General features: G+C 41.5%; 9 protein-coding genes, 1 tRNA gene, 3 rRNA genes and 1 pseudogene. 1 reads left to right on the top strand and 13 read right to left on the bottom strand.

Translation table 11 applies throughout. From position 1 onward, the window contains the following. Positions 1-113: 113 nt before the first annotated feature. From ACPT8O_RS05210 to ACPT8O_RS05200, 3 genes are all read right to left on the bottom strand, one after another. The gene (locus ACPT8O_RS05210; RefSeq protein ID WP_061725117.1) at positions 114-7,319 is read right to left on the bottom strand and encodes a YadA-like family protein; all 7,206 of its coding nucleotides are present in this window, start codon (positions 7,317-7,319) and stop codon (positions 114-116) included. A gap of 407 nt (positions 7,320-7,726) precedes the next feature. Further along, positions 7,727-9,706 carry an exoribonuclease II gene (gene rnb / locus ACPT8O_RS05205; RefSeq protein WP_021035418.1) on the bottom strand — a complete coding sequence of 660 codons (1,980 nt, stop codon included), beginning with the start codon at positions 9,704-9,706 and terminating at the stop codon, positions 7,727-7,729. A gap of 79 nt (positions 9,707-9,785) precedes the next feature. Next, positions 9,786-10,574, bottom strand: coding sequence for an SDR family oxidoreductase (locus tag ACPT8O_RS05200; protein ID WP_005667099.1), 789 nt, complete (start codon positions 10,572-10,574; stop codon positions 9,786-9,788). Between the two features lie 230 nt (positions 10,575-10,804). On the opposite strand from ACPT8O_RS05200, the gene prfC reads away from it, so the two are divergent. Next, positions 10,805-12,385 carry a peptide chain release factor 3 gene (gene prfC, locus ACPT8O_RS05195; protein WP_021035419.1) on the top strand — a complete coding sequence of 527 codons (1,581 nt, stop codon included), beginning with the start codon at positions 10,805-10,807 and terminating at the stop codon, positions 12,383-12,385. A gap of 75 nt (positions 12,386-12,460) precedes the next feature. Here the strand turns inward: prfC and ACPT8O_RS05190 are convergent, their stop codons facing one another. From ACPT8O_RS05190 to ACPT8O_RS05145, 10 genes and pseudogenes are all read right to left on the bottom strand, one after another. After that, the gene (locus ACPT8O_RS05190) at positions 12,461-12,694 is read right to left on the bottom strand and encodes a YgjV family protein (RefSeq protein WP_005632089.1); all 234 of its coding nucleotides are present in this window, start codon (positions 12,692-12,694) and stop codon (positions 12,461-12,463) included. Positions 12,695-12,796: 102 nt separating this feature from the next. Next, positions 12,797-13,126 (bottom strand): branched-chain amino acid transporter permease, encoded by a 330-nt coding sequence (locus ACPT8O_RS05185; RefSeq protein ID WP_005670246.1) that lies wholly within the window; start codon positions 13,124-13,126, stop codon positions 12,797-12,799. Next, positions 13,123-13,842, bottom strand: a pseudogene (azlC, locus tag ACPT8O_RS05180) (azaleucine resistance protein AzlC). The gene ACPT8O_RS05185 and the pseudogene azlC overlap by 4 nt, the downstream one beginning before the upstream one ends. A gap of 9 nt (positions 13,843-13,851) precedes the next feature. Beyond that, a complete protein-coding gene (locus tag ACPT8O_RS05175; RefSeq protein WP_021035420.1) occupies positions 13,852-14,781 on the bottom strand; it encodes a LysR family transcriptional regulator in 930 nt (309 codons plus the stop codon). 263 nt (positions 14,782-15,044) lie between these two features. Further along, positions 15,045-15,557, bottom strand: coding sequence for a hypothetical protein (locus ACPT8O_RS05170; RefSeq protein WP_041175358.1), 513 nt, complete (start codon positions 15,555-15,557; stop codon positions 15,045-15,047). Between the two features lie 9 nt (positions 15,558-15,566). Continuing rightward, entirely contained in the window at positions 15,567-15,794 is a 228-nt protein-coding gene (locus ACPT8O_RS05165) for a hypothetical protein (RefSeq protein WP_021035421.1), read from the bottom strand. A gap of 268 nt (positions 15,795-16,062) precedes the next feature. Continuing rightward, positions 16,063-16,178 (bottom strand): 5S ribosomal RNA (gene rrf, locus ACPT8O_RS05160). Positions 16,179-16,376: 198 nt separating this feature from the next. Next, a 23S ribosomal RNA gene (locus ACPT8O_RS05155) occupies positions 16,377-19,274 on the bottom strand. 270 nt (positions 19,275-19,544) lie between these two features. Next, a tRNA-Glu gene (locus tag ACPT8O_RS05150) sits at positions 19,545-19,620 on the bottom strand. Positions 19,621-19,750: 130 nt separating this feature from the next. Then, positions 19,751-21,287, bottom strand: a 16S ribosomal RNA gene (locus ACPT8O_RS05145). The 16S, 23S and 5S rRNA genes sit together here with 1 tRNA gene alongside, the layout of an rRNA operon. Between the last annotated feature and the right edge of the window lie 85 nt (positions 21,288-21,372).

The raw sequence follows: 21,372 nt of genomic DNA, 5'->3' as shown, positions 1-21,372 counted from the left end.
ACTTTAACCATCAAAAGGAAATTTAACACAAATTCATTTGGTTGAAACGATACATAATAGCCACCCATAAAAAAAGCGGCAAATGCCGCTTTTTAAGAGAGATAATCCAAACTTTACCACTGGTAACCAACACCTGCTGCAACGCCTGTTTTACCTTGACTATTGGTTGTGCCTGACAAGCGAATAATCACTTTGCCATTATCGGAAATTCTTGATACCCCGATAGCTAAACCATTTTGACCTTGATAACTACTTCCCGCAATAGCAACCATTGATTTACCTGGCATAGTGGCTTGTGGTAACTGTGAAGCCGCTAATGCACTTGCTGTACCTGCATCTGCACGTTTGCCCACTTTATTCACTTTGCCCTCAAGATTATTCACTTGTCCAGCAAGGTTTGTTACCCCTTTTGCCACAGCATACAACTGGCTTCCGTTAATCGCATCGGTGGAAGTGGCAGAAATATCGCCATTAGCCACATTGTCAATGACCACGCCTTTGCCGTTCGATTGATTGTTCGGATCAAGGCGGACAACGTGTTTTTCATCGGTAGAAACTTTATCATTGCTCACTTCGCCTTTGGTTTTATCCGCAGCACCGTCAGCATTGGTGTAATACCACTTATCCGCACCATTTTCGGTTACTTTCACAACTTTCTTACCGTTTGCATCCACGTTACCAAGTGTCACTTCTTTGTTACTCGCCGTACCATCAGCATTCAGTTCATACCATTTAGTTTGACCATCTTTGACAACTTTAGTGATTTTCTTACCGTTTGCATCGGTATTGTAGATTTGCGTTAAAGGCAATTCCACATCGGTTTTCACAAAGGTTGTGGTCACTTTATCGCCGTTTGCATCGGTGCTTTCCATCGTTGCCGCGCTCACTTTGGTATTTAAACCATTAGCAAAACGGACTTTGTCGTGGGCATTTACAGTTTCCAGTTTAGTATCAGACAAGGCTTTTTCTTTATCGCCAAACGCTGCTTTCGCTTCTGTTTCATTTGACAAACCAAGCTCAAAGCCTGATTTCGCAATCGCATCTGCCACTTGGTTACCTGTTACATAGCCAGAACCTTTGTTGGTTAGGGTAACATCGGTATTGCTGCTGCCGTCAGCAGAAACGACTTTGCCGTTTTCAACCTTATATTTTTCAGTTTTACCTGCCATCGGTTTACCAGTTGTTAAGTCAATATCCTCTTTGCTGTAATACTTATCGCCAACTTTAACCAGGCTCGTTTCCTTTCCATTGGTTTCTTTGACGGTAAATTCATTCGATTTAACCACTTCGCCTTTAGCCAATTCAAAAGTAATTTCACGCCTACCGCCATCTAGTGTTTTACCAGAAACGCTAATACCGTTACTACCTTTGAAATTAACCTTATCGGCATTTCTCACTTGGTCATTGTAGCCATCGCCTACAGAAATCTGCCAGCCCAAGTTTTTCAAATCGCCCACAGTTGCCGCATTGCTTGATGTTGAATTTGCCAAGTCTGCCAATCCTGCCTTGCCTGGGTTGGCTACTTTAACAGAAGCTGTACCATCCGTTGGTGCGGCATTATTTGCCCCCAATGTATCTTTCGGATAATACTTGCCATCATTTGCTAATGCTAATTCCTTACCATCTACTGTTGGAGCGGCAAAGGTTTTCGCACCATTTGCAAGATTGCCTAAAGCCGTTGGCTTATTGCTATCTGCAGTTGGGCTTACCAAATTCACACTTAATTTACCAACTTGTTCATCAGTCAATGCAGTTGCTGACGGCTCGCCTTTATCATCTAAAGTGTAGTATTTATCCCCCACTTTACTTACCGCTTTGCCATTTTCTGTTGTGTATTGAACAGGCAAACCTGTTACATCGGTGCGGACATAAGTATTGGTAACTTTATTACCATCTTTATCCACATCTTCCACTACAGCCGCTTTCACTACGGTATTTTTACCATTTGCAAAACGCACATTATCATTTGCATTAACACGCTCAAGCATAACATCTGATAAGGCTTTGCCACCAGTCGTAAAGGCAGAAACAGCTTGATCAGCATTCGCCAAACCTAAATTCCAACCAGACTTCGCAATGGCTTCTGCCACCTGTTTACCTGTAACCACACCTTGATTTTGGTTAGTTAAAGTAACGGCATTGCCCATAGTGGTAGTTCCATCAGTATTAACGGCAAAGACTTCATTACCCACTGTTTTATATTTAGCAGCAACTTTCTTACCATTAGTTTCTTTTGGTTTACCTGTCGCAGGATCAATATCTTCCTCACTGAAGTATTCATCGCCGATCTTCACAAGTTTTGTGTTATCTGGTGCGCGGAATTCATTGTCTTTCAAGACTTCGCCAACATTTACATCATACTTAACCGTAATGTTACCTTGATCATCTTTACTTACAGTCGCAGTAGTTGTCTTACCGTTCTTGAAGTTCACGCTTGTGCCTGATGTAACGGTTTGGGCGTTGTCTTTGGTTAATGCAGTTTCATTATTACCAACAGTTGTACCCTCGCCAGTGACTTTCCAACCAGCCTTGTTCACTGCTTCAATCACAGTCTCTGCAGTCACTAAGCCTTTACCTGCATCTGTATCATCAGCTGTATTGGCATTTGTGCCACCTGCATCTTTGTTACCTTTACCAGTAACTAACTTACCGTCTTTTTCAGCAATAACAGAAGTCTTCGTACCGATTTTAACTTTAGTGGTTTTTCCATTATCTTTACTATCTACAGTCACTGTTGTTGTATCTGCACTCGCACTCAAGAACTCAACTGTGTCGTAAGTACGGACAAAATCAACATTTTCTGACTTACCTGTTGCGGAACCAGTTGTAACACCCTTAATATTCCAACCAGCACTCAACACATCTTTCACACTTGCTGCAAGGTTATGATTTTTAACATCTACACCATTTTCAGCTTTTGTTGTTGTGCCTGTGATAGTGTCAGTTAAGGTTGAACCAATACCTCGTAATTGAATATCAGCAGCACCTTTCGCCAACTTCAATCCGCCATTTTCATTCGTAATATCAACTGCATTCGCACCAGAACCAATCGACAACTTATCACTAAAGGTCGCGGTTTTCGCTTCAAGGTTTTTTGCCAAGTCAAAGGTAATATTTTTTCCATCACGTTTAACTTTCAGGTTTTTACCCGCGTTAAAGGTTAAGGTGTCGCCTGCTTTAAGTGCATCATCTCCCTTATCTGTCGCATCAGCTTCATTAAGTGCGGTATCTAAATTCGCTGTTTTCACAAAGGTTGCCGCACTGTTAATTGCTGTTGCAACATCTTTTACAGTTGCAACTGATTTATCTGCCTTATCAGCATCTTTTACAGTAACCTTACCACGATTATTTTTAGTTTCAGTAGTTGCATCATCAGCAGGAACTGAAGTATCCACTGTATTAAATTCGCCTTTAGTTACCGCTGTGCCGTTTTCACTAACAGTTAAAACATTATTAGTGCTTTTATCCACTTTGAGCTTAATAGTATCGCCATTTTTTTCAAGACCGCTATCTGCTTTGGTTTCAGCCACACTAACAGTAATCGTATGTTTACCATTTTCAGAAGCAGAAGTAACAGTTGCAGCACCAGATCCAGTAAAGAGAACTTCATCAGCTTGTTTAACTTTATAGCTTTCCTCGTCAGTACCGTTTTTGGTTGATACTACCCAACCCAATTTACGCAAATCGCCCACAGTTGCTGCAGTGCTGTCAGCCACCAACAGCTGTTGATCCGCACCTTTTTCATTTAGATTTAATAAACCTTTATAAGCATCTTCAAAGTGTCTATTTAAATCAGTTATAGAGTTATTGTTAAGATCAAAATTCTTATCATCATAAGCTCTTAAACCACTTGTAACATTAGTAATAGCTTTATTACCCGCTTTAATGCCATCTTTGGTTACGCTAATGGTGTTTGCAGTGTCAGCACCTGTCGTACCGCCATTTGGCGTGATGGTTAAGCCCTCATTGGTAATCTTAGTGCTTGCACCGTTTGCACCAGCTCCCGTTTTACCTAAAGTAATACTTGTTAAATCACTAAGTGTATCTTTCAGTGAATAAGTAAAGTTCGCACCCTCTTGTTTCACTTTTAAGTTCTTACCCGCTTTAAAGGTTACTTTGTCGCCCGCTTTGACTTCTTTATCTGTCGCTTGTCCATCAAGCTCTCCGCCATTAGCAGTATCTGCTTCAGCTTTTGCAGTCCAACTTAATTTATTTAACGCTTCCGCTAAACCACTTGCATTAACAAGCTTATTACCATTACCACCATTAGTTGTATCAGGGGTTTTTACCTTACCGTTTTCTACAGTAAGTGCGGTCGTATCTGCAGCGATTTTATCGCCGTCTAGTTTCAAGCCATCTCCAACTTTCGCTTCATACTTAACGGTAATACCGTTGATATCTTTAGTTACAATCGCAGTTGTACCATTACCACTAGCAAAGGTTACATTTGTGCCTGATGCGACAGTTTCAAAACCATCTCCATTTTGAGGAGTTGCTGTTGTTTTAACTCTCCAACCAGCTTTGTTCACTGCTTCAATCACAGTCTCTGCAGTCACTAAGCCTTTGCCATCATCCGTATCATCAGTTGCAGGAGTGGTGTTTGTACCACCATTTGCTTTGTTATCTTTTCCAGTAAGCAACTTACCATCTTTTTCAGCGATAACAGAAGTCTTCGCACCAATTTTAACTTCGGCACCTTTCTTGTCAGTTTTTTGAGTTACCGTTACAGTCGTTGTTTTGCCATCATCTACAAAATCTACCGTATCGTAGGTTGCAACAAAATCAATATTCTCAACAGTACCACCTGCAGTCTTAGCACCTTTAATATTCCAACCACTACTCAACACGTCGCCAACAGTCGCTGCACGATTACGATGAGCGTCATCAACTTGGTTATCCAGATGAGCTGTATTACCTATACGATGATCAGCCAAGGTTGAGGCAATATTAGTCAAGTGAACCGTAGTATCGCCATTAGCACCCGCAGGCTCTTTAGTGAACTTCAAGCCGTCAGCCGTGCTAGTCACATTCACTTTTGGTGTTGCAGCACCGCCTGCAGCAGGCATACCCCCACCAATCGTTAAGGTATCACTCACAGTCGCAGTTTTCACATCAAGGTCTTTCGCTAAAGCAAAGGTTACGTTACTACCGTCACGTTTAACTCTTAAGTTTTTACCTGCTTTCAAGGTTAAGGTGTCGCCTGCCTTGAGAGCATCATTTTTACCATCATCTGTTGGTTTATCATTAATTTCAGTGTCGTCATTTTCCACTTTCACGAAAGTTGCGGCGTCGTTAATCGCTTTAGCTACATCAACAACTGTCGCGACTTTTTTCTTGTCATCATCAGTTGGTGTGCCATTTGTCACACCAGTTACAACTACTTTACCGCGGTTGGCATCTGCAGCTTGACCTGCAGCTGCAGTTGCATCAGTCTGCACAGTTTCAAAGCTACCTTTAGTAACAGACGCACCGTTACCATTAACCGTTAAAACATTATTGGTATCCGTGCTTGCTTTGAGTTTAATCTTGCCATCAGCTTTCTCAAGACCGTCGCCAACTTGGGTTTCTGCTACATCAACAGTTACAGTATATTTTCCGTTGTTATCAGATTTCGCAGATACAGTCGCCGCACCCTTACCTTTGAACTCAACTTCATTGGCGTTTTTAACCGCTGCGTGGAATGCCTTATCTTCAACACCGCCGCCATCTTTCGTGGTTTTATCAGCTGAAAGCACCCAGCCCAAGCCTGCCAAGTCGCCTACAGTGGCAGCTTTTTTAGCTAGCTCGTCATTTGTTGTAGCACCACCTACTGCAGGTGTTGTAACGCTACTCAAATCAACTAAATTTTGTTTAGCTTTATCAACAGTGTTATCTGCAGGCTGAGGTTGAGCTTGTGCATTAGCTTGCCCATAAGTTTTTAAAGCACTCGCAACATTGGTAATTTCTTTACCACCCGCTTTAATGCCATCTTTGGTTACGCTGATTTTATCTTCTTCTTTAGCTGTTACACCTGCGTTAGTTGCTGGCGTGATGGTTAAGCCGTCTTTGGTAATTTCGGTTTTCGCACCATTTCCGCCATTAGCTGTAGCGTCATTTAAAGTAATGCTCGTTAAGCCCGTTAAAGTATCTTTCAGTGAATAAGTAAAGTCCGCACCATCTTGTTTCACTTTTAAGTTCTTGCCCGCTTTAAAGGTTACCGTTTCGCCCGCTTTGACTTCTTGACCGTTTGCAGCTTTTGTATTATCTACCTCGCCGCCGTCTTCTTTATCAGCTTTTGCAGTCCAACTTAATTTATTTAACGCATCAACTAAATCGCCTGCCTTAACAAGTTTTTTCTTCTCGTCATCAGAAGCAAGCTCTTTAACTTTACCTTTCGGATTATTAACGTCCTTACCATCATTCACAGTAAGTGCGGTCGTATCTGCAACGATTTTTTTGCTAATGTTATCAATCTTCAAGCCATCGCCAACTTTTGCATTATATTTAACAGTAATGCCATTGTTATCTTTGGTCACTTCCGCAGTTGTACCATTACCATCAGCAAAGGTTACATTCGTGCCTGATGTGACAGTTTCAAACTTATCAGCTTGACCATTAGCTGTTGTTTTAATTCTCCAACCAGCATTGTTCACAGCATCAATCACTTCTTTTGCAGTAACTAAGCCTTTGCCCTCGTCTGTAGAAGAACCATTCTCGCCTTTTTCTTTACCAGTAACCAACTTACCGTCCTTTTCTTTGATAACAGAAGTCTTCGCACCGATTTTAACTTCAGTTCTAACTCCGCTATCTTTACTTTCTACAGTAACAGTCGTGGTTTCTGGATTTGCACTTAAAAACTCAACCGTGTCGTAAGTACGGACAAAATCAACATTATCAGAAGTTGTCTCGTTAGGTTTAACCCCCTTAATGTTCCAACCTGCATTCAACACATCAGCTACACTCGCAGCACGATTATGATTTTCAACAGCCACACCGTTAGTTGCAGTTTTTGTTGTACCCGTGATAGTATCAGCCAAGGTAGAGCCAATGCCATTTAAATGAACGTAAGCTTCCTTACCTGTTTTACCCTCTTGTGCAAAATTCAAGCCATTTGCCGTGCTAGTGACATTTACTTTTGGCGTTGCAGTACCACCCGTAGCAGGTGTATTTCCGCCAATCGTTAAAGTATCGTTCGCTTCAGCCGTTGCGGACAACAGGGTTGCCAATACGGCAACTGCCACGGTGGCGGAGGCGCATTTGGTGTGGGTGCGAGTGAGTTCAGATACGACAACCCAAGTTTGAGTCACAACATTCCAAATAACGTTAAAAATTTTGTTCATTTTTATTTACCTTATATTTAATAAAATTAATGATAAATATACTTTTCTTAGTGAAATCGCGCACATTCTATTCTATATTTGGAGAATAAAAAAGTGATATTTTGCGAAAAATTTAGCCTCAAAAAAAAAAAAAAAAAAAAAAAAAAAAAAAAATAAAATAAAATAAAAAAAATAAAAAAATAAAAAAAACAAATATTTACACAAAAATCAAATCTTTTCAGATAAGTTAATTTATTTTTTATTTAAAATAAGGTTTAGGTTTATTTATCTTTTATTTCTTTTTAGCAAGAAAAAAGATTAATCATGACTCATTTTAGGTGTTTTTTGTTGAAAAGTGCGGTAAAAATTAAAAGAAAAACCTGCTTTCTGGCATTGAAAGCAGGTTTTAGGCAAAAGGGAACGGCAATTTATTGAACGATTTCGCCGACAATGCTGCGTGTGGTTTCTTTCACTTCTGTGAGTTTCACTTTTACCATGTCGCCGATTTTATAAGTGCGGTCGCCTTTTATGTAAAGAGCGAGTTCATCAGGGTTTAGTTGTATTTCTTCTTTGTTGTTGTGCAAGGTGGCAGCAGGAATGAATAGCGATGCACCATTTTCGAGCAGTTGTACGCGTAAGCCTGCCCGCATTACATCTTGCACTTCTGCATTAAATTCCACATTTTCAGCCACTTTCGGCGAAAGATAACGGCAATATAGCCAATCGGCAATATCACGTTCGACGAGGCGATTTTGGCGGCGTGCTTCTTGCAAACGTGCTAAAACTTCATTTTGTGGTTTTTCGCAAGGCTGTTTTGCCAGCACGGCTTTGATTAAGCGATGATTAACCATGTCAGAATATTTACGAATTGGGGATGTCCAAGTGGCATAGCCCTCTAGCCCCAGCCCGAAGTGCGGTGCTAATTCTGATTTAAATTCGGAGAAGGTTAAATAACGGCGTAGGCGTAGGGCTACATAATCACTTTCTAGATGGTCGATGTCGTGGCGCATTTGGCAATAGCCGTTTAATGTTGCTAAGTTTTCTACTGAATAACGTTCTGCCAGTTCTGCTTGATTTTGTTCATTGGCTAAATTTGCCATTAAGAAATTGTGCGCATTTTCTAAGTATTTTTTATCAAAACCGCTGTGGGTGTTGAAAATGCCTGTTTTTGCCTGTTCGTGTAAAAATTGGGCAGCACAGATGTTGGCGATAATCATTGCTTCTTCCACAATTTGATTGGCAATGCGGCGATATTCTGCTTTGATTTCTTGCACTTTGCCGTTTTCTGCCAGCACAAAGGCGTAATCAGGCTTTTCTTTAAAGAGTAAGGAATGGGTTTTACGCCATTGTATGCGTGCTTTGGTAAATTGATGTAACCAATGAATTTGTTGTGCAATTTCTGGCGTTTCTGGCTGCCACACGTTTTGGGTTTGGTCTAAGTAGTCTGAGACGTTGTTGTAAACCAGTTTGGCTTTAGATTGCACATAAGCGGAAACAAAATGCGGTTTGGCTGTGATGTTGCCTGCAAGATCGGTTTCGATATAACAAACCAGTGCGGGGCGGGTTTCATTGGCGATTAAAGAGCATAATTCATCTGATAATTCACGGGGTAACATTGGAATGTTAAAGCCCGGTAAATAATTTGTGAAGCAACGCTGTTTCGCTTCTTGTTCAATTTGGCAATCTAAGGCGATGTAAGCGGTGGGATCGGCAATGGCGACCACGAGTTTCCAGCCTGTTTGCACGCTGTTTTGTGTGATGGGTTCGATATATAAAGCGTCGTCCATATCCATTGTGCTTTCGGAATCAATGGTTACAAAATGAAGTGCGGTCAGATTTTCACGTGTTTTTTGATCTAACATTTCATAATGTTCTACGCCTTGCGCGGGATAGCGGGATTGTTCGTGACGTGCTAATGTGACCCACCAAGGGGCAAATTCGTCATCAGCTCGGCAAATAAATTGATTAATGGTGGCGTAGAAAAAGCGATCGTCACGCAATGGATGGGTTTTTAAATTTGCGACGACCCAATCGCCCTCTTGCAGTTCTTCTTTAACGGATTTCGCCTGTTGCGCGCCAATGGGCTGATTAATGCTTGGGTGATCGACCAGCACTTGTAATTTGTTGTCTTTATTGAACCGCACTTTTGCGATAAAACGTGTGAGCATTGGCTCAATTAAGGCTTCTGGCTCGGCTTGTTCTTTGTCGCCTTGTTTTTCAATGGTGGCTTTGATTTTGTCGCCGTGCATCACTTTTTTCATTGATGGCGGTGCGATGAAATAGTTTTTTTTATCGCACTCTAAAAAGCCGTAGGCTTTATCTGTGCTTTTTACCACGCCCTCAACCTGTTCTTTGCTGTCGTGGATTTGTTGTTTAAGTTGTGCGAGTAGAGGATTATCTTGAAACATAGGTATTTTGAAACATAGTTATATTTTAAAAAAGCGAAAAGGCAGACTGAAAGCCTGCCTAAAATGAATGAAAGAAAAATTATTCTTCGCCTAATTCACCCATTGCCGTAATGCTGAAACCTGCATCAACGTGAACAATTTCGCCTGTAATGCCAGAGGCTAAATCAGAGCATAAAAATGCCGCTGAGTTACCCACATCTTCGATAGTCACAGTGCGACGTAATGCAGCGGTTTTCTCAAAGGTAGAAAGCATTTTCTTGAAGTTTTTAATGCCTGATGCAGCTAAAGTGCGGATTGGGCCTGCTGAAATAGCGTTTACGCGAATGCCCTCTTTGCCTAGATCTGCTGCCATTACGCGCGTTGCGGCTTCAAGAGAGGCTTTTGCGAGGCACATTACGTTGTAATTAGGAATTGCACGTTCTGCACCTAAGTAAGAAAGGGTTAATAATGCTGAATTTGGGTTTAAATAAGGGCGTGCCGCTTGTGCCATTGCGACGAAGCTGTATGCACTGATGTCGTGTGCGATGCGGTAGCCCTCACGGGTTGCGGCATTGACGTAATCGCCGTCTAGTTGATCGCCCGGTGCAAATGCGATTGCGTGAACAAAACCATCAAATTTTTCCCAACGTTTGCTTAATTCTGCGAAGCAATTTTGAATGCTTTCATCAGTTGCCACATCTAAAGGAAGCACGATGTCAGAACCAAATTCTTTGGCAAATTCTTCTACACGCGGTTGTAATTTTTCGTTTAAATAAGTGAAAGCAAGTTCTGCGCCTTGTTCTTTCATTGATTTTGCGATCCCGTAAGCGATGGAACGATTGCTTGCAAGACCTGTGACTAAAATGCGTTTACCTGTTAAGAAACCCATAATTTTTCCTATGTTGTTAGCGTAAAAAACTTGCGTAGTATAAGCGAAAATTTGTTTTTATACAAAGCCGACCAATTTTTAAATTAAACGCGTGGGCTAAAACCCACGCGGTGTTCCATTATAAATTTGTAAAATTGTAGGGTTCTATATAAGGTGTTTTTGCAAAACACGCTATTTTCAAGGATAATACGCCGATTTTTTAATACAATTTGAATGAATAAGAGAAGATTATGGCTTATCCTCAAGAAGTGAATAAACGTCGCACTTTTGCGATTATTTCCCACCCTGATGCGGGTAAAACAACGATTACTGAAAAAGTACTTTTATACGGCAATGCAATTCAAACCGCTGGCTCGGTCAAGGGCAAAGGCTCGGCGGCTCACGCAAAATCTGACTGGATGGAAATGGAAAAACAACGTGGAATTTCGATTACCACTTCTGTGATGCAATTTCCTTATAATGATTGTTTAGTGAATTTGCTCGATACCCCCGGACACGAAGATTTCTCTGAAGATACTTACCGCACTTTAACAGCTGTGGATAGCTGTTTGATGGTTATTGACTCTGCCAAAGGGGTGGAGGAACGTACGATTAAGTTGATGGAAGTCACACGTTTACGTGATACGCCAATTATCACGTTTATGAATAAACTCGACCGTGATATTCGTGATCCGATGGAATTGTTGGACGAGGTGGAAAATGTGTTGAAAATTCGTTGTGCGCCAATTACTTGGCCAATTGGCTGTGGGAAGTTGTTTAAGGGCGTTTATCATCTTGCAAAAGATGAAACCTATTTATATCAATCAGGGCAGGGTTCAACCATTCAGGCAGTTCGTGTTGTTAAAGGCTTGAATAATCTTGAATTAGACGTTGCTGTTGGCGATGATTTGGCACAACAGCTTCGTGATGAATTAGAATTGGTGCAAGGCGCGAGTAATGAATTTGAGCAAGATGCGTTTATTAAAGGGGAACTTACTCCAGTATTTTTCGGGACGGCATTAGGCAATTTTGGGGTGGATCATTTCCTTGATGGCTTAACGCATTGGGCTCCGAAACCACAATCTCGTCAAGCGGATACAAGAACGGTGGAAAGTGCGGAAGAAAAATTCAGTGGTTTTGTGTTTAAAATTCAAGCTAATATGGATCCGAAACACCGTGACAGAGTGGCGTTTATGCGTGTGGTTTCGGGCAAATATGAAAAAGGGATGAAACTTAAACACGTCCGCATTGGAAAAGATGTGGTTATTTCTGATGCGCTTACTTTTATGGCGGGCGATCGCGCTCACGCTGAAGAAGCTTACGCAGGCGATATTATTGGTTTGCATAATCACGGTACCATTCAAATTGGCGATACTTTCACGCAAGGCGAAACGCTGAAATTTACAGGCATTCCAAACTTTGCGCCAGAGTTATTCCGTCGCATTCGTTTGAAAGATCCTCTTAAACAAAAACAACTGTTAAAAGGCCTGGTGCAACTTTCTGAAGAAGGTGCAGTGCAAGTGTTTCGTCCATTATTAAACAACGATTTAATTGTGGGTGCTGTGGGTGTGTTGCAGTTTGATGTGGTGGTTTCTCGTCTAAAAACTGAATATAACGTAGAAGCAATTTATGAAAATGTAAACGTTGCCACAGCTCGTTGGGTGGAATGTGCCGATGGGAAAAAATTTGAAGAATTTAAACGTAAAAACGAGCAAAATTTAGCCTTAGATGGCGGCGATAATTTAACCTATATTGCGCCAACAATGGTAAATCTAAATTTAGCCCAAGAACGTTATCCCGATGTGGCGTTTTATAAAACGCGGGAGCATTAAAATAACAAAGTGCGGTAAAATTCTACCGCACTTTTCCAGAAAAAAAGCGTTGAAATTTAATTCAACGCTTTTCTTTTATTTAGAGAGGTTTTCTTGTTTTAATCGCCAAAGTTGATAAATATTTACCACAACTAAAAACGCATTTAATAATGCAACGGGATATGCTGTGATAATTAAGCTGTAAATAACAAATAAAATCGCGCCGATACTATTTACAATGCGTAAATGCACAATAGATTTAAATAAGAAAGATGCAGCAACAAAAAAAGTCGCCATATAACCTAAAAACTCAATAAAATTAAAGTCCATTATGTTGTTCTCTTTGATTAAAAATAAAAACATTGGCTATGATAAAAGATTTTTAATGCAAGGAAAAGATAAGAAAAAGAAGCAACCGTTTGCAAGGGAAAATTATATAAAAATAAGTTGAACAAGAGCCATATAGAAAAGTGTGCCTACGGCAATAGATAGAAACATATTTTTCTTCCAGAAATGTAAGCCAAGCACGACTATCCCTGCAAGCAAATCAGGAATACCGTGATAGCCAGTTAAAATATCAATATTTTTATAGCAATAAACGACAAGCATACCAAACATTGCTGGAGGTAAAACTTTTCCGAGATAACGGATATATTGTGGAATGGGGCGATTAACAGGAAACACAAAAAATGGTAATAAACGTGTAAATTGTACCGCGACTATACAAATTCCGATGGTAATAATTTGTTCTGTTAGTGTCATTTTGTTTCTAATTTAGCTATTCGCATAGTTAAAATTAACCAAATGCTAATTAATGTTGGAATTAAAAAATATTCTTTTCCTATAATAAGTAAAAAAGCAAATGCAATGCCTAAACCTAATAGAGAGCTTTCGTGAGATTTTTCTTTTAGCCAATTTTCTGCAAAAATAACTAAGAATAGTGCGGTCATTGAAAATTCCACGCCTTTTAAATTAAAAGGTAAAACAGTGCCAAATAAGTTACCCATTACTGCACCAAACACCCAATAAATATGCAAATATAAGCTCACAAAAAACATATACCAGCCTTTATCTAAGTGCGGTGGGATTTTTGCCATATAATTTAAGGAAAAAGATTCATCTACCAGTGTTGTGATTAAATATCAGCGTTTTTTTCCTATATGTATGCCATATTTTTCTAACATTGATATGCCATAAAAAATTTGTCTGGCACTAATCATTAAGGTAATTAATAATACGCTGATTGGAGAGAAAGGTGCGATAAGTGCGCCTGCCGCAATAAATTCAACAGAACCCGCATAAATCAGTAAAGCCATTAAAGTGGGATATAAAAATCCGAAACCAAGTGCTTTCATATAAATACCATATGCTATGCCAAGAAATAAAAATCCTGCAATCATTGGTACGCTGTAGGGAAAAGCAGCCTTAGCCGCTTCAGTAATTGGGTTAGGCTGTTGATTTTGTTGAGATAAATCCATTAATTACGTCTATAAATTTAAAACAGAAAGTCCGGGTAAAGTTGAGAAACTTTGAGATTTGACTGTTTGATAAAAATCTTCCAAATAAGAAAGGGATTCGTCTTCTTTGCGAATCGCGGCATATAAGTTGCTGTATAAGCCACTTTTTGTGATTTTTCTTGCTACGACATAACCTTTTTCCAAATAAGGCAAGGCCGCCCAATAAGGCGCTGTGGCAATACCGCGTTTGCTCGCAACAAGTTGAATCATTGCAATAGTAAGTTCTGTTGTACGGCGAGTAGGATTAATGCCTTTTGGTTTAAGCACTTTACGCCATAGATCTAACATATCGTCAGGTACGGGGTAAGTTACCCAAGTTTCATCAATAAAATCTTCTGCTTCCCAAATGTCTTTTTCTGCTAAAGAATGATTTTTTGAACAAATTCCAACCATTTCATAAGAAAAGAGCGGTTTAAAAATAACATCATCATTATGCTCTACTTCTGATACTATCGCCCAATCTGCTCGATGGGAAAGTAATAAGCCAACGGGATCCGTATGAAAGCCAGATACAATATCCAATTCTACTAGCCCCCAATGCTGACGGAATTCGTCCATCGCTGGCATTAACCAATCAAAACAAGTATGGCATTCCACCGCTATACGTAATTGTCCTGCATCGCCGTGTTTTACCCGTGCAAGATCACGTTCAGCATCAATCACTTTCGGCATTACTTCATTCGCAAGACGAATTAAACGCTCTCCCGCTGAAGTAAAACGAAGTGGATTACTTTTACGCTCAAATAAAGGCAAGCCAAATTGTTCTTCTATTAATTTAATTTGGTGAGAAAGTGCTGATTGGGTTAAATATACGTGCTTTGCAGCTAGAGAAACACTGCCTGTCTCTTTTAAAGCCAATAAAGTTTTAAGATGTCTAAATTCTAGAAAGGTTGGTTTCATTAATAATATTCATATAAAATTAAGAATTAGAGAATCAGTATAATACCTTAAAATTAGAAATATGCTAATTAATAAAATTAATTATTTGGATAATTATTTTAGTTAAAATACAAAACCCCAGTCCTTAAACTGGGGTTCTTCTGTTTTTATGTAATTTAGATTTGTATTTGATAACCCGGCGGTGCCCTACTCTCACATGGGGAAACCCCACACTACCATCGGCATTACAGCGTTTCATTTCTGATATACATGAGATATGAAAATCATTTATCAATACCTTTTAAAACGGATAATAGAAGAATCAAGATAGTAGAAATAAAAGATAATATAGTTGCAGGAATCTCAGAATAATCAGTCATATTACTAACAAACTTATATATTCCATTCCAAAATTCATGATTAAACACTCCTGAATAAGCTTTAATACCCAGAGCAGGATTTATTATATTTATCAACATAAGCAATAGAGTGGTAAATAGAAATATATAAGCAATATTTCTATTTAATTTTAATGAATTTAAACGTTGCATTGAAAATATAATAAAACAAATAGCAGAAACTATCATTACAATCATCAATCCCCAAACTATAACTGAATTAACATTACCATCAAATAAATAGTGTTTCAGTGGGTAAGATTGACTCCAAGGAAGAAAGAATAATGAAATGGAAATTGTACTATAAATAATAAACTCTATTATGCCTATTTCTTTCTTAAGAGAAATAAACTCAGACATTTGTGTTTTAATATTTTCAAATCCTTGATTATTATTCATAACTTCTCCTTATTTAACCTTGATATGCAAAATAACCGCATTGATTTCACATCGATAAATAATATGATAATCTGGATTTTCAGCAATAATCCTTTTCATAGATTTATCAATCGTTCGCTTTGTGTAATGTAACAAAACGCTAGCTTTTTGTTCTTTGTCTGAAAGATGGGCTTCTTCTTTTAAAATCACAATTTTAGATTGCACGACTCGATTCAATAATTCGTATGACGTTTCCATTCTAAACCTCTCCAAAGTTAAATTGTTTCTTAGCAGTATGTTTCCTTAGATATGTCAATATCTAAGGACTTTAGTATACTAAAGTGAAAAATACTTTATTTTTGTTCTGATTAGAATGATAAAAATGGGAAGGATACAAAGGACATGGGTAAAAAAGAAATAGGGTTTTGAAAAATCTTTTCAGGTATATCTATTTGTAAAAAACAAAAACCCCAGCTTTTCAACTGGGGTTCTTCTTTTTTTATGTGATTTAGATTTTTATTTGATAACCCGGCGGTGCCCTACTCTCACATGGGGAAACCCCACACTACCATCGGCATTACAGCGTTTCACTTCTGAGTTCGGTATGGTCTCAGGTGGTTCCACCGCACTATCGCCGCCGGGATAATTCTTTAATAACTTCTCTCTTTGTTTCTTCTCTTTTACGACTTCACTTTTTTCGCTTTTCGTCTCTCTTCTTCTTATCGGCAACAAGCTGAACTCGATTTTCTTTCTATTTTTCCTTTCTATTAAGTCTTCTATATTTAAGTTGTTTGTCTACTCTTCTCTTTCGCTCTTTTCTCAAAAACACTTGAGCGTTGTATAGTTAAGCCTCTCGGGCAATTAGTATCTGTTAGCTCAATGACTCACATCACTTACACACCAGACCTATCTACGTCTTCGTCTTAAACAACCCTTACTGTCTTAAAGACAGGGAGAACTCATCTCTTGGCAAGTTTCGTGCTTAGATGCTTTCAGCACTTATCTCTTCCGCACTTAGCTACCCGGCAATGCGTCTGGCGACACAACCGGAACACCAGTGGTGCGTCCACTCCGGTCCTCTCGTACTAGGAGCAGCCCCAACCAATTCTCCTACGCCCACGGCAGATAGGGACCGAACTGTCTCACGACGTTCTAAACCCAGCTCGCGTACCACTTTAAATGGCGAACAGCCATACCCTTGGGACCTACTTCAGCCCCAGGATGTGATGAGCCGACATCGAGGTGCCAAACACCGCCGTCGATATGAACTCTTGGGCGGTATCAGCCTGTTATCCCCGGAGTACCTTTTATCCGTTGAGCGATGGCCCTTCCATTCAGAACCACCGGATCACTATGACCTACTTTCGTACCTGCTCGACTTGTCTGTCTCGCAGTTAAGCTTGCTTATACCATTGCACTAACCTCACGATGTCCGACCGTGATTAGCAAACCTTCGTGCTCCTCCGTTACGCTTTGGGAGGAGACCGCCCCAGTCAAACTACCCACCAGACACTGTCCGAGACCGCGTTCCGCAATCTTCGTTAGAACATCAAACGTTAAAGGGTGGTATTTCAAGGATGACTCCATAATCACTGGCGTGACTACTTCTTAGTCTCCCACCTATCCTACACATCAAAATTCAATGTTCAGTGTCAAGCTATAGTAAAGGTTCACGGGGTCTTTCCGTCTAGCCGCGGGTACACCGCATCTTCACGGCGATTTCAATTTCACTGAGTCTCGGGTGGAGACAGCCTGGCCATCATTATGCCATTCGTGCAGGTCGGAACTTACCCGACAAGGAATTTCGCTACCTTAGGACCGTTATAGTTACGGCCGCCGTTTACTGGGGCTTCGATCAGGTGCTTCTCTTTCGATTACACCATCAATTAACCTTCCAGCACCGGGCAGGCATCACACCCTATACCTCCACTTTCGTGTTTGCAGAGTGCTGTGTTTTTAATAAACAGTTGCAGCCAGCGGGTCACTTCGACCGGTTCAACCTTCGAGAGTAAATCTCTACAATCTACGCCGGCGCACCTTCTCCCGAAGTTACGGTGCTATTTTGCCTAGTTCCTTCACCCGAGTTCTCTCAAGCGCCTGAGTATTCTCTACCTGACCACCTGTGTCGGTTTTCAGTACGGTTTAGTAAAGCCTGTCGCTTAGTGGCTTTTCCTGGAAGTGTGGTATCAGTTACTTCAGCTCCGTAGAGCCTCGTCATCATCTCTCAGTGTTTAATAGAAGCCCGGATTTGCCTAAACTTCCCACCTACCAACTTAAACGCACATATCCAACAGTGCGATAACCTAACCTACTCCGTCCCCACATCGCAGCTTTACCAAGTACAGGAATATTAACCTGTTTCCCATCGACTACGCTTTTCAGCCTCGCCTTAGGGGCCGACTCACCCTGCCCCGATTAACGTTGGACAGGAACCCTTGGTCTTCCGGCGAACGGGTTTTTCACCCGTTTTATCGTTACTTATGTCAGCATTCGCACTTCTGATACGTCCAGCTAACCTCTCGATTAACCTTCATCCGCTTACAGAACGCTCCCCTACCCAACAGACTTTCGCCTGATGCCGCAGCTTCGGTGCTATATTTCAGCCCCGTTACATCTTCCGCGCAGGCCGACTCGACTAGTGAGCTATTACGCTTTCTTTAAATGATGGCTGCTTCTAAGCCAACATCCTAGCTGTCTAAGCCTTCCCACTTCGTTTCCCACTTAATATAGACTTGGGGACCTTAGCTGGCGGTCTGGGTTGTTTCCCTCTCCACGACGGACGTTAGCACCCGCCGTGTGTCTCCTGAGTATCACTCTTTGGTATTCGTAGTTTGCATCGGGTTGGTAATCCGGGATGGACCCCTAGCCGAAACAGTGCTCTACCCCCAAAGGTGTCACCTCAAGGCTCTACCTAAATAGATTTCGGGGAGAACCAGCTATCTCCCGGTTTGATTGGCCTTTCACCCCCAGCCACAAGTCATCCGCTAATTTTTCAACATTAGTCGGTTCGGTCCTCCAGTTAGTGTTACCCAACCTTCAACCTGCCCATGGCTAGATCACCGGGTTTCGGGTCTATACCTTGCAACTATTCGCCCAGTTAAGACTCGGTTTCCCTTCGGCTCCCCTATTCGGTTAACCTCGCTACAAAATATAAGTCGCTGACCCATTATACAAAAGGTACGCAGTCACCCTTTCGGGCTCCCACTGCTTGTACGTACAAGGTTTCAGGTTCTATTTCACTCCCCTCACCGGGGTTCTTTTCGCCTTTCCTTCACAGTACTGGTTCACTATCGGTCAATCAGGAGTATTTAGCCTTGGAGGATGGTCCCCCTTCTTCAAACAGGATATCACGTGTCCCGCCCTACTTCTCGTTAGCTTAGTACCACAATATGGTTTTTAGATACGGGATTATCACCCTCTTTGATTGTGCTTCCCAACACATTCTCCTAACCATACTGTTATCACTTACTGGCTCTTTCGCTTTCGCTCGCCGCTACTGACGAAATCTCGGTTGATTTCTTTTCCTCGGGGTACTTAGATGTTTCAGTTCTCCCGGTTTGCCTCAACAAACTATGTATTCACTTGTTGATAGTAGATTCTTCATCTACTGGGTTTCCCCATTCGGATATCTTGGATTAAACGCCTCTTATCGACTCATCCAAGCTTTTCGCAGATTAGCACGTCCTTCTTCGCCTCTGATTGCCAAGGCATCCACCTTGTACGCTTAGTCACTTAACTATACAACCTCAAATGTTTTCAATCACTTTAAGTTTTCACTTCAAAGTACGGTCAATTTGATGCGTATTTTCATTCAACTAAACACTTGATTGCTTTTGTTCAATCAAGATTTTATGCAAAACAGGTTTTGTTTTTAGAGTTTCCTTCTCAGTTCCCTCCTCTCACTTTCCTGTCTTGCCTACTCAGACTTTCTCTCGAAAATCTCTTGTTTTCAGCTTGTTTCCAATTTTTTAAAGAACAACAAGATAATCTAACAAAGTTATCTTTAATTGGCGTCCCCACGGGGATTCGAACCCCGGTTACCGCCGTGAAAGGGCGATGTCCTAGGCCTCTAGACGATGGGGACATCAATTAAAGATACTCTATCTTCTTTTTATCTTTTAACGTTTATTTTCAACGTTACTTTCGCTTCGCTTTTAATCTTGTCTACAACTATCAGCCAATCTGTGTGAGCACTCGCTGTCTCTCGTCTTCTGTAAGGAGGTGATCCAACCGCAGGTTCCCCTACGGTTACCTTGTTACGACTTCACCCCAGTCATGAATCATACCGTGGTAAACGCCCTCCTAAAGGTTAAGCTATCTACTTCTGGTACAACCCACTCCCATGGTGTGACGGGCGGTGTGTACAAGGCCCGGGAACGTATTCACCGCGACATTCTGATTCGCGATTACTAGCGATTCCGACTTCATGGAGTCGAGTTGCAGACTCCAATCCGGACTTAGACGTACTTTATGAGATCGCTCCACCTCGCAGCTTCGCTTCCCTCTGTATACGCCATTGTAGCACGTGTGTAGCCCTACTCGTAAGGGCCATGATGACTTGACGTCATCCCCACCTTCCTCCAGTTTATCACTGGCAGTCTCCTTTGAGTTCCCGACCGTATCGCTGGCAACAAAGGATAAGGGTTGCGCTCGTTGCGGGACTTAACCCAACATTTCACAACACGAGCTGACGACAGCCATGCAGCACCTGTCTCTAAGTTCCCGAAGGCACATTCGCATCTCTGCAAACTTCTTAGGATGTCAAGAGTAGGTAAGGTTCTTCGCGTTGCATCGAATTAAACCACATGCTCCACCGCTTGTGCGGGCCCCCGTCAATTCATTTGAGTTTTAACCTTGCGGCCGTACTCCCCAGGCGGTCGATTTATCACGTTAGCTACGGGCGCCAGAGTTAAACCCCAACCCCCAAATCGACAGCGTTTACAGCGTGGACTACCAGGGTATCTAATCCTGTTTGCTCCCCACGCTTTCGCACATGAGCGTCAGTACATTCCCAAGGGGCTGCCTTCGCCTTCGGTATTCCTCCACATCTCTACGCATTTCACCGCTACACGTGGAATTCTACCCCTCCCTAAAGTACTCTAGTTACCCAGTCTGAAATGCAATTCCCAGGTTAAGCCCGGGGCTTTCACACCTCACTTAAATAACCGCCTGCGTGCCCTTTACGCCCAGTTATTCCGATTAACGCTCGCACCCTCCGTATTACCGCGGCTGCTGGCACGGAGTTAGCCGGTGCTTCTTCTGTATTTAACGTCAATTTGATGTACTATTAACACATCAACCTTCCTCAATACCGAAAGAACTTTACAACCCGAAGGCCTTCTTCATTCACGCGGCATGGCTGCGTCAGGGTTCCCCCATTGCGCAATATTCCCCACTGCTGCCTCCCGTAGGAGTCTGGACCGTGTCTCAGTTCCAGTGTGGCTGGTCATCCTCTCAGACCAGCTAGAGATCGCAGGCTTGGTGAGCCTTTACCCCACCAACTACCTAATCCCACTTGGGCTCATCCTATGGCAGGTGGCTAAAAGTCCCACCCTTTCGTCTCTCGACACTACGCGGTATTAGCGACAGTTTCCCGTCGTTATCCCCCTCCATAAGCCAGATTCCCAAGCATTACTCACCCGTCCGCCACTCGTCAGCAAGAAAGCAAGCTTTCTCCTGCTACCGTTCGACTTGCATGTGTTAAGCCTGCCGCCAGCGTTCAATCTGAGCCATGATCAAACTCTTCAATTCAAGTTCAATCGCTCAATAAACTACTTAGCTATAAATAAAACACTACTTAAAAAAGTAATTATGAATTTTCAGTTAAGCACCTATT

This window comes from Haemophilus sp. HN_Hi08 (assembly GCF_049824455.1).
In the GTDB taxonomy this organism is placed as follows: domain Bacteria; phylum Pseudomonadota; class Gammaproteobacteria; order Enterobacterales; family Pasteurellaceae; genus Haemophilus; species Haemophilus influenzae_D.
The sequence above is the reverse complement of the archived record's forward strand: the minus strand, read 5'-3'. Positions and strand labels throughout refer to the sequence as shown.

Bases quoted from the DNA above. Each gene is read 5' to 3' on its own strand.
- ACPT8O_RS05165 (WP_021035421.1), bottom strand. From the start codon at position 15,794: ATGGAAACGTCATACGAATTATTGAATCGAGTCGTGCAATCTAAAATT.
- rnb (WP_021035418.1), bottom strand. From the start codon at position 9,706: ATGTTTCAAGATAATCCTCTACTCGCACAACTTAAACAACAAATCCAC.
- ACPT8O_RS05190 (WP_005632089.1), bottom strand. From the start codon at position 12,694: ATGGACTTTAATTTTATTGAGTTTTTAGGTTATATGGCGACTTTTTTT.
- ACPT8O_RS05175 (WP_021035420.1), bottom strand. From the start codon at position 14,781: ATGAAACCAACCTTTCTAGAATTTAGACATCTTAAAACTTTATTGGCT.
- ACPT8O_RS05185 (WP_005670246.1), bottom strand. From the start codon at position 13,126: ATGACACTAACAGAACAAATTATTACCATCGGAATTTGTATAGTCGCG.
- ACPT8O_RS05200 (WP_005667099.1), bottom strand. From the start codon at position 10,574: ATGGGTTTCTTAACAGGTAAACGCATTTTAGTCACAGGTCTTGCAAGC.
- ACPT8O_RS05210 (WP_061725117.1), bottom strand. From the start codon at position 7,319: ATGAACAAAATTTTTAACGTTATTTGGAATGTTGTGACTCAAACTTGG.
- prfC (WP_021035419.1), top strand. From the start codon at position 10,805: ATGGCTTATCCTCAAGAAGTGAATAAACGTCGCACTTTTGCGATTATT.
- ACPT8O_RS05170 (WP_041175358.1), bottom strand. From the start codon at position 15,557: ATGAATAATAATCAAGGATTTGAAAATATTAAAACACAAATGTCTGAG.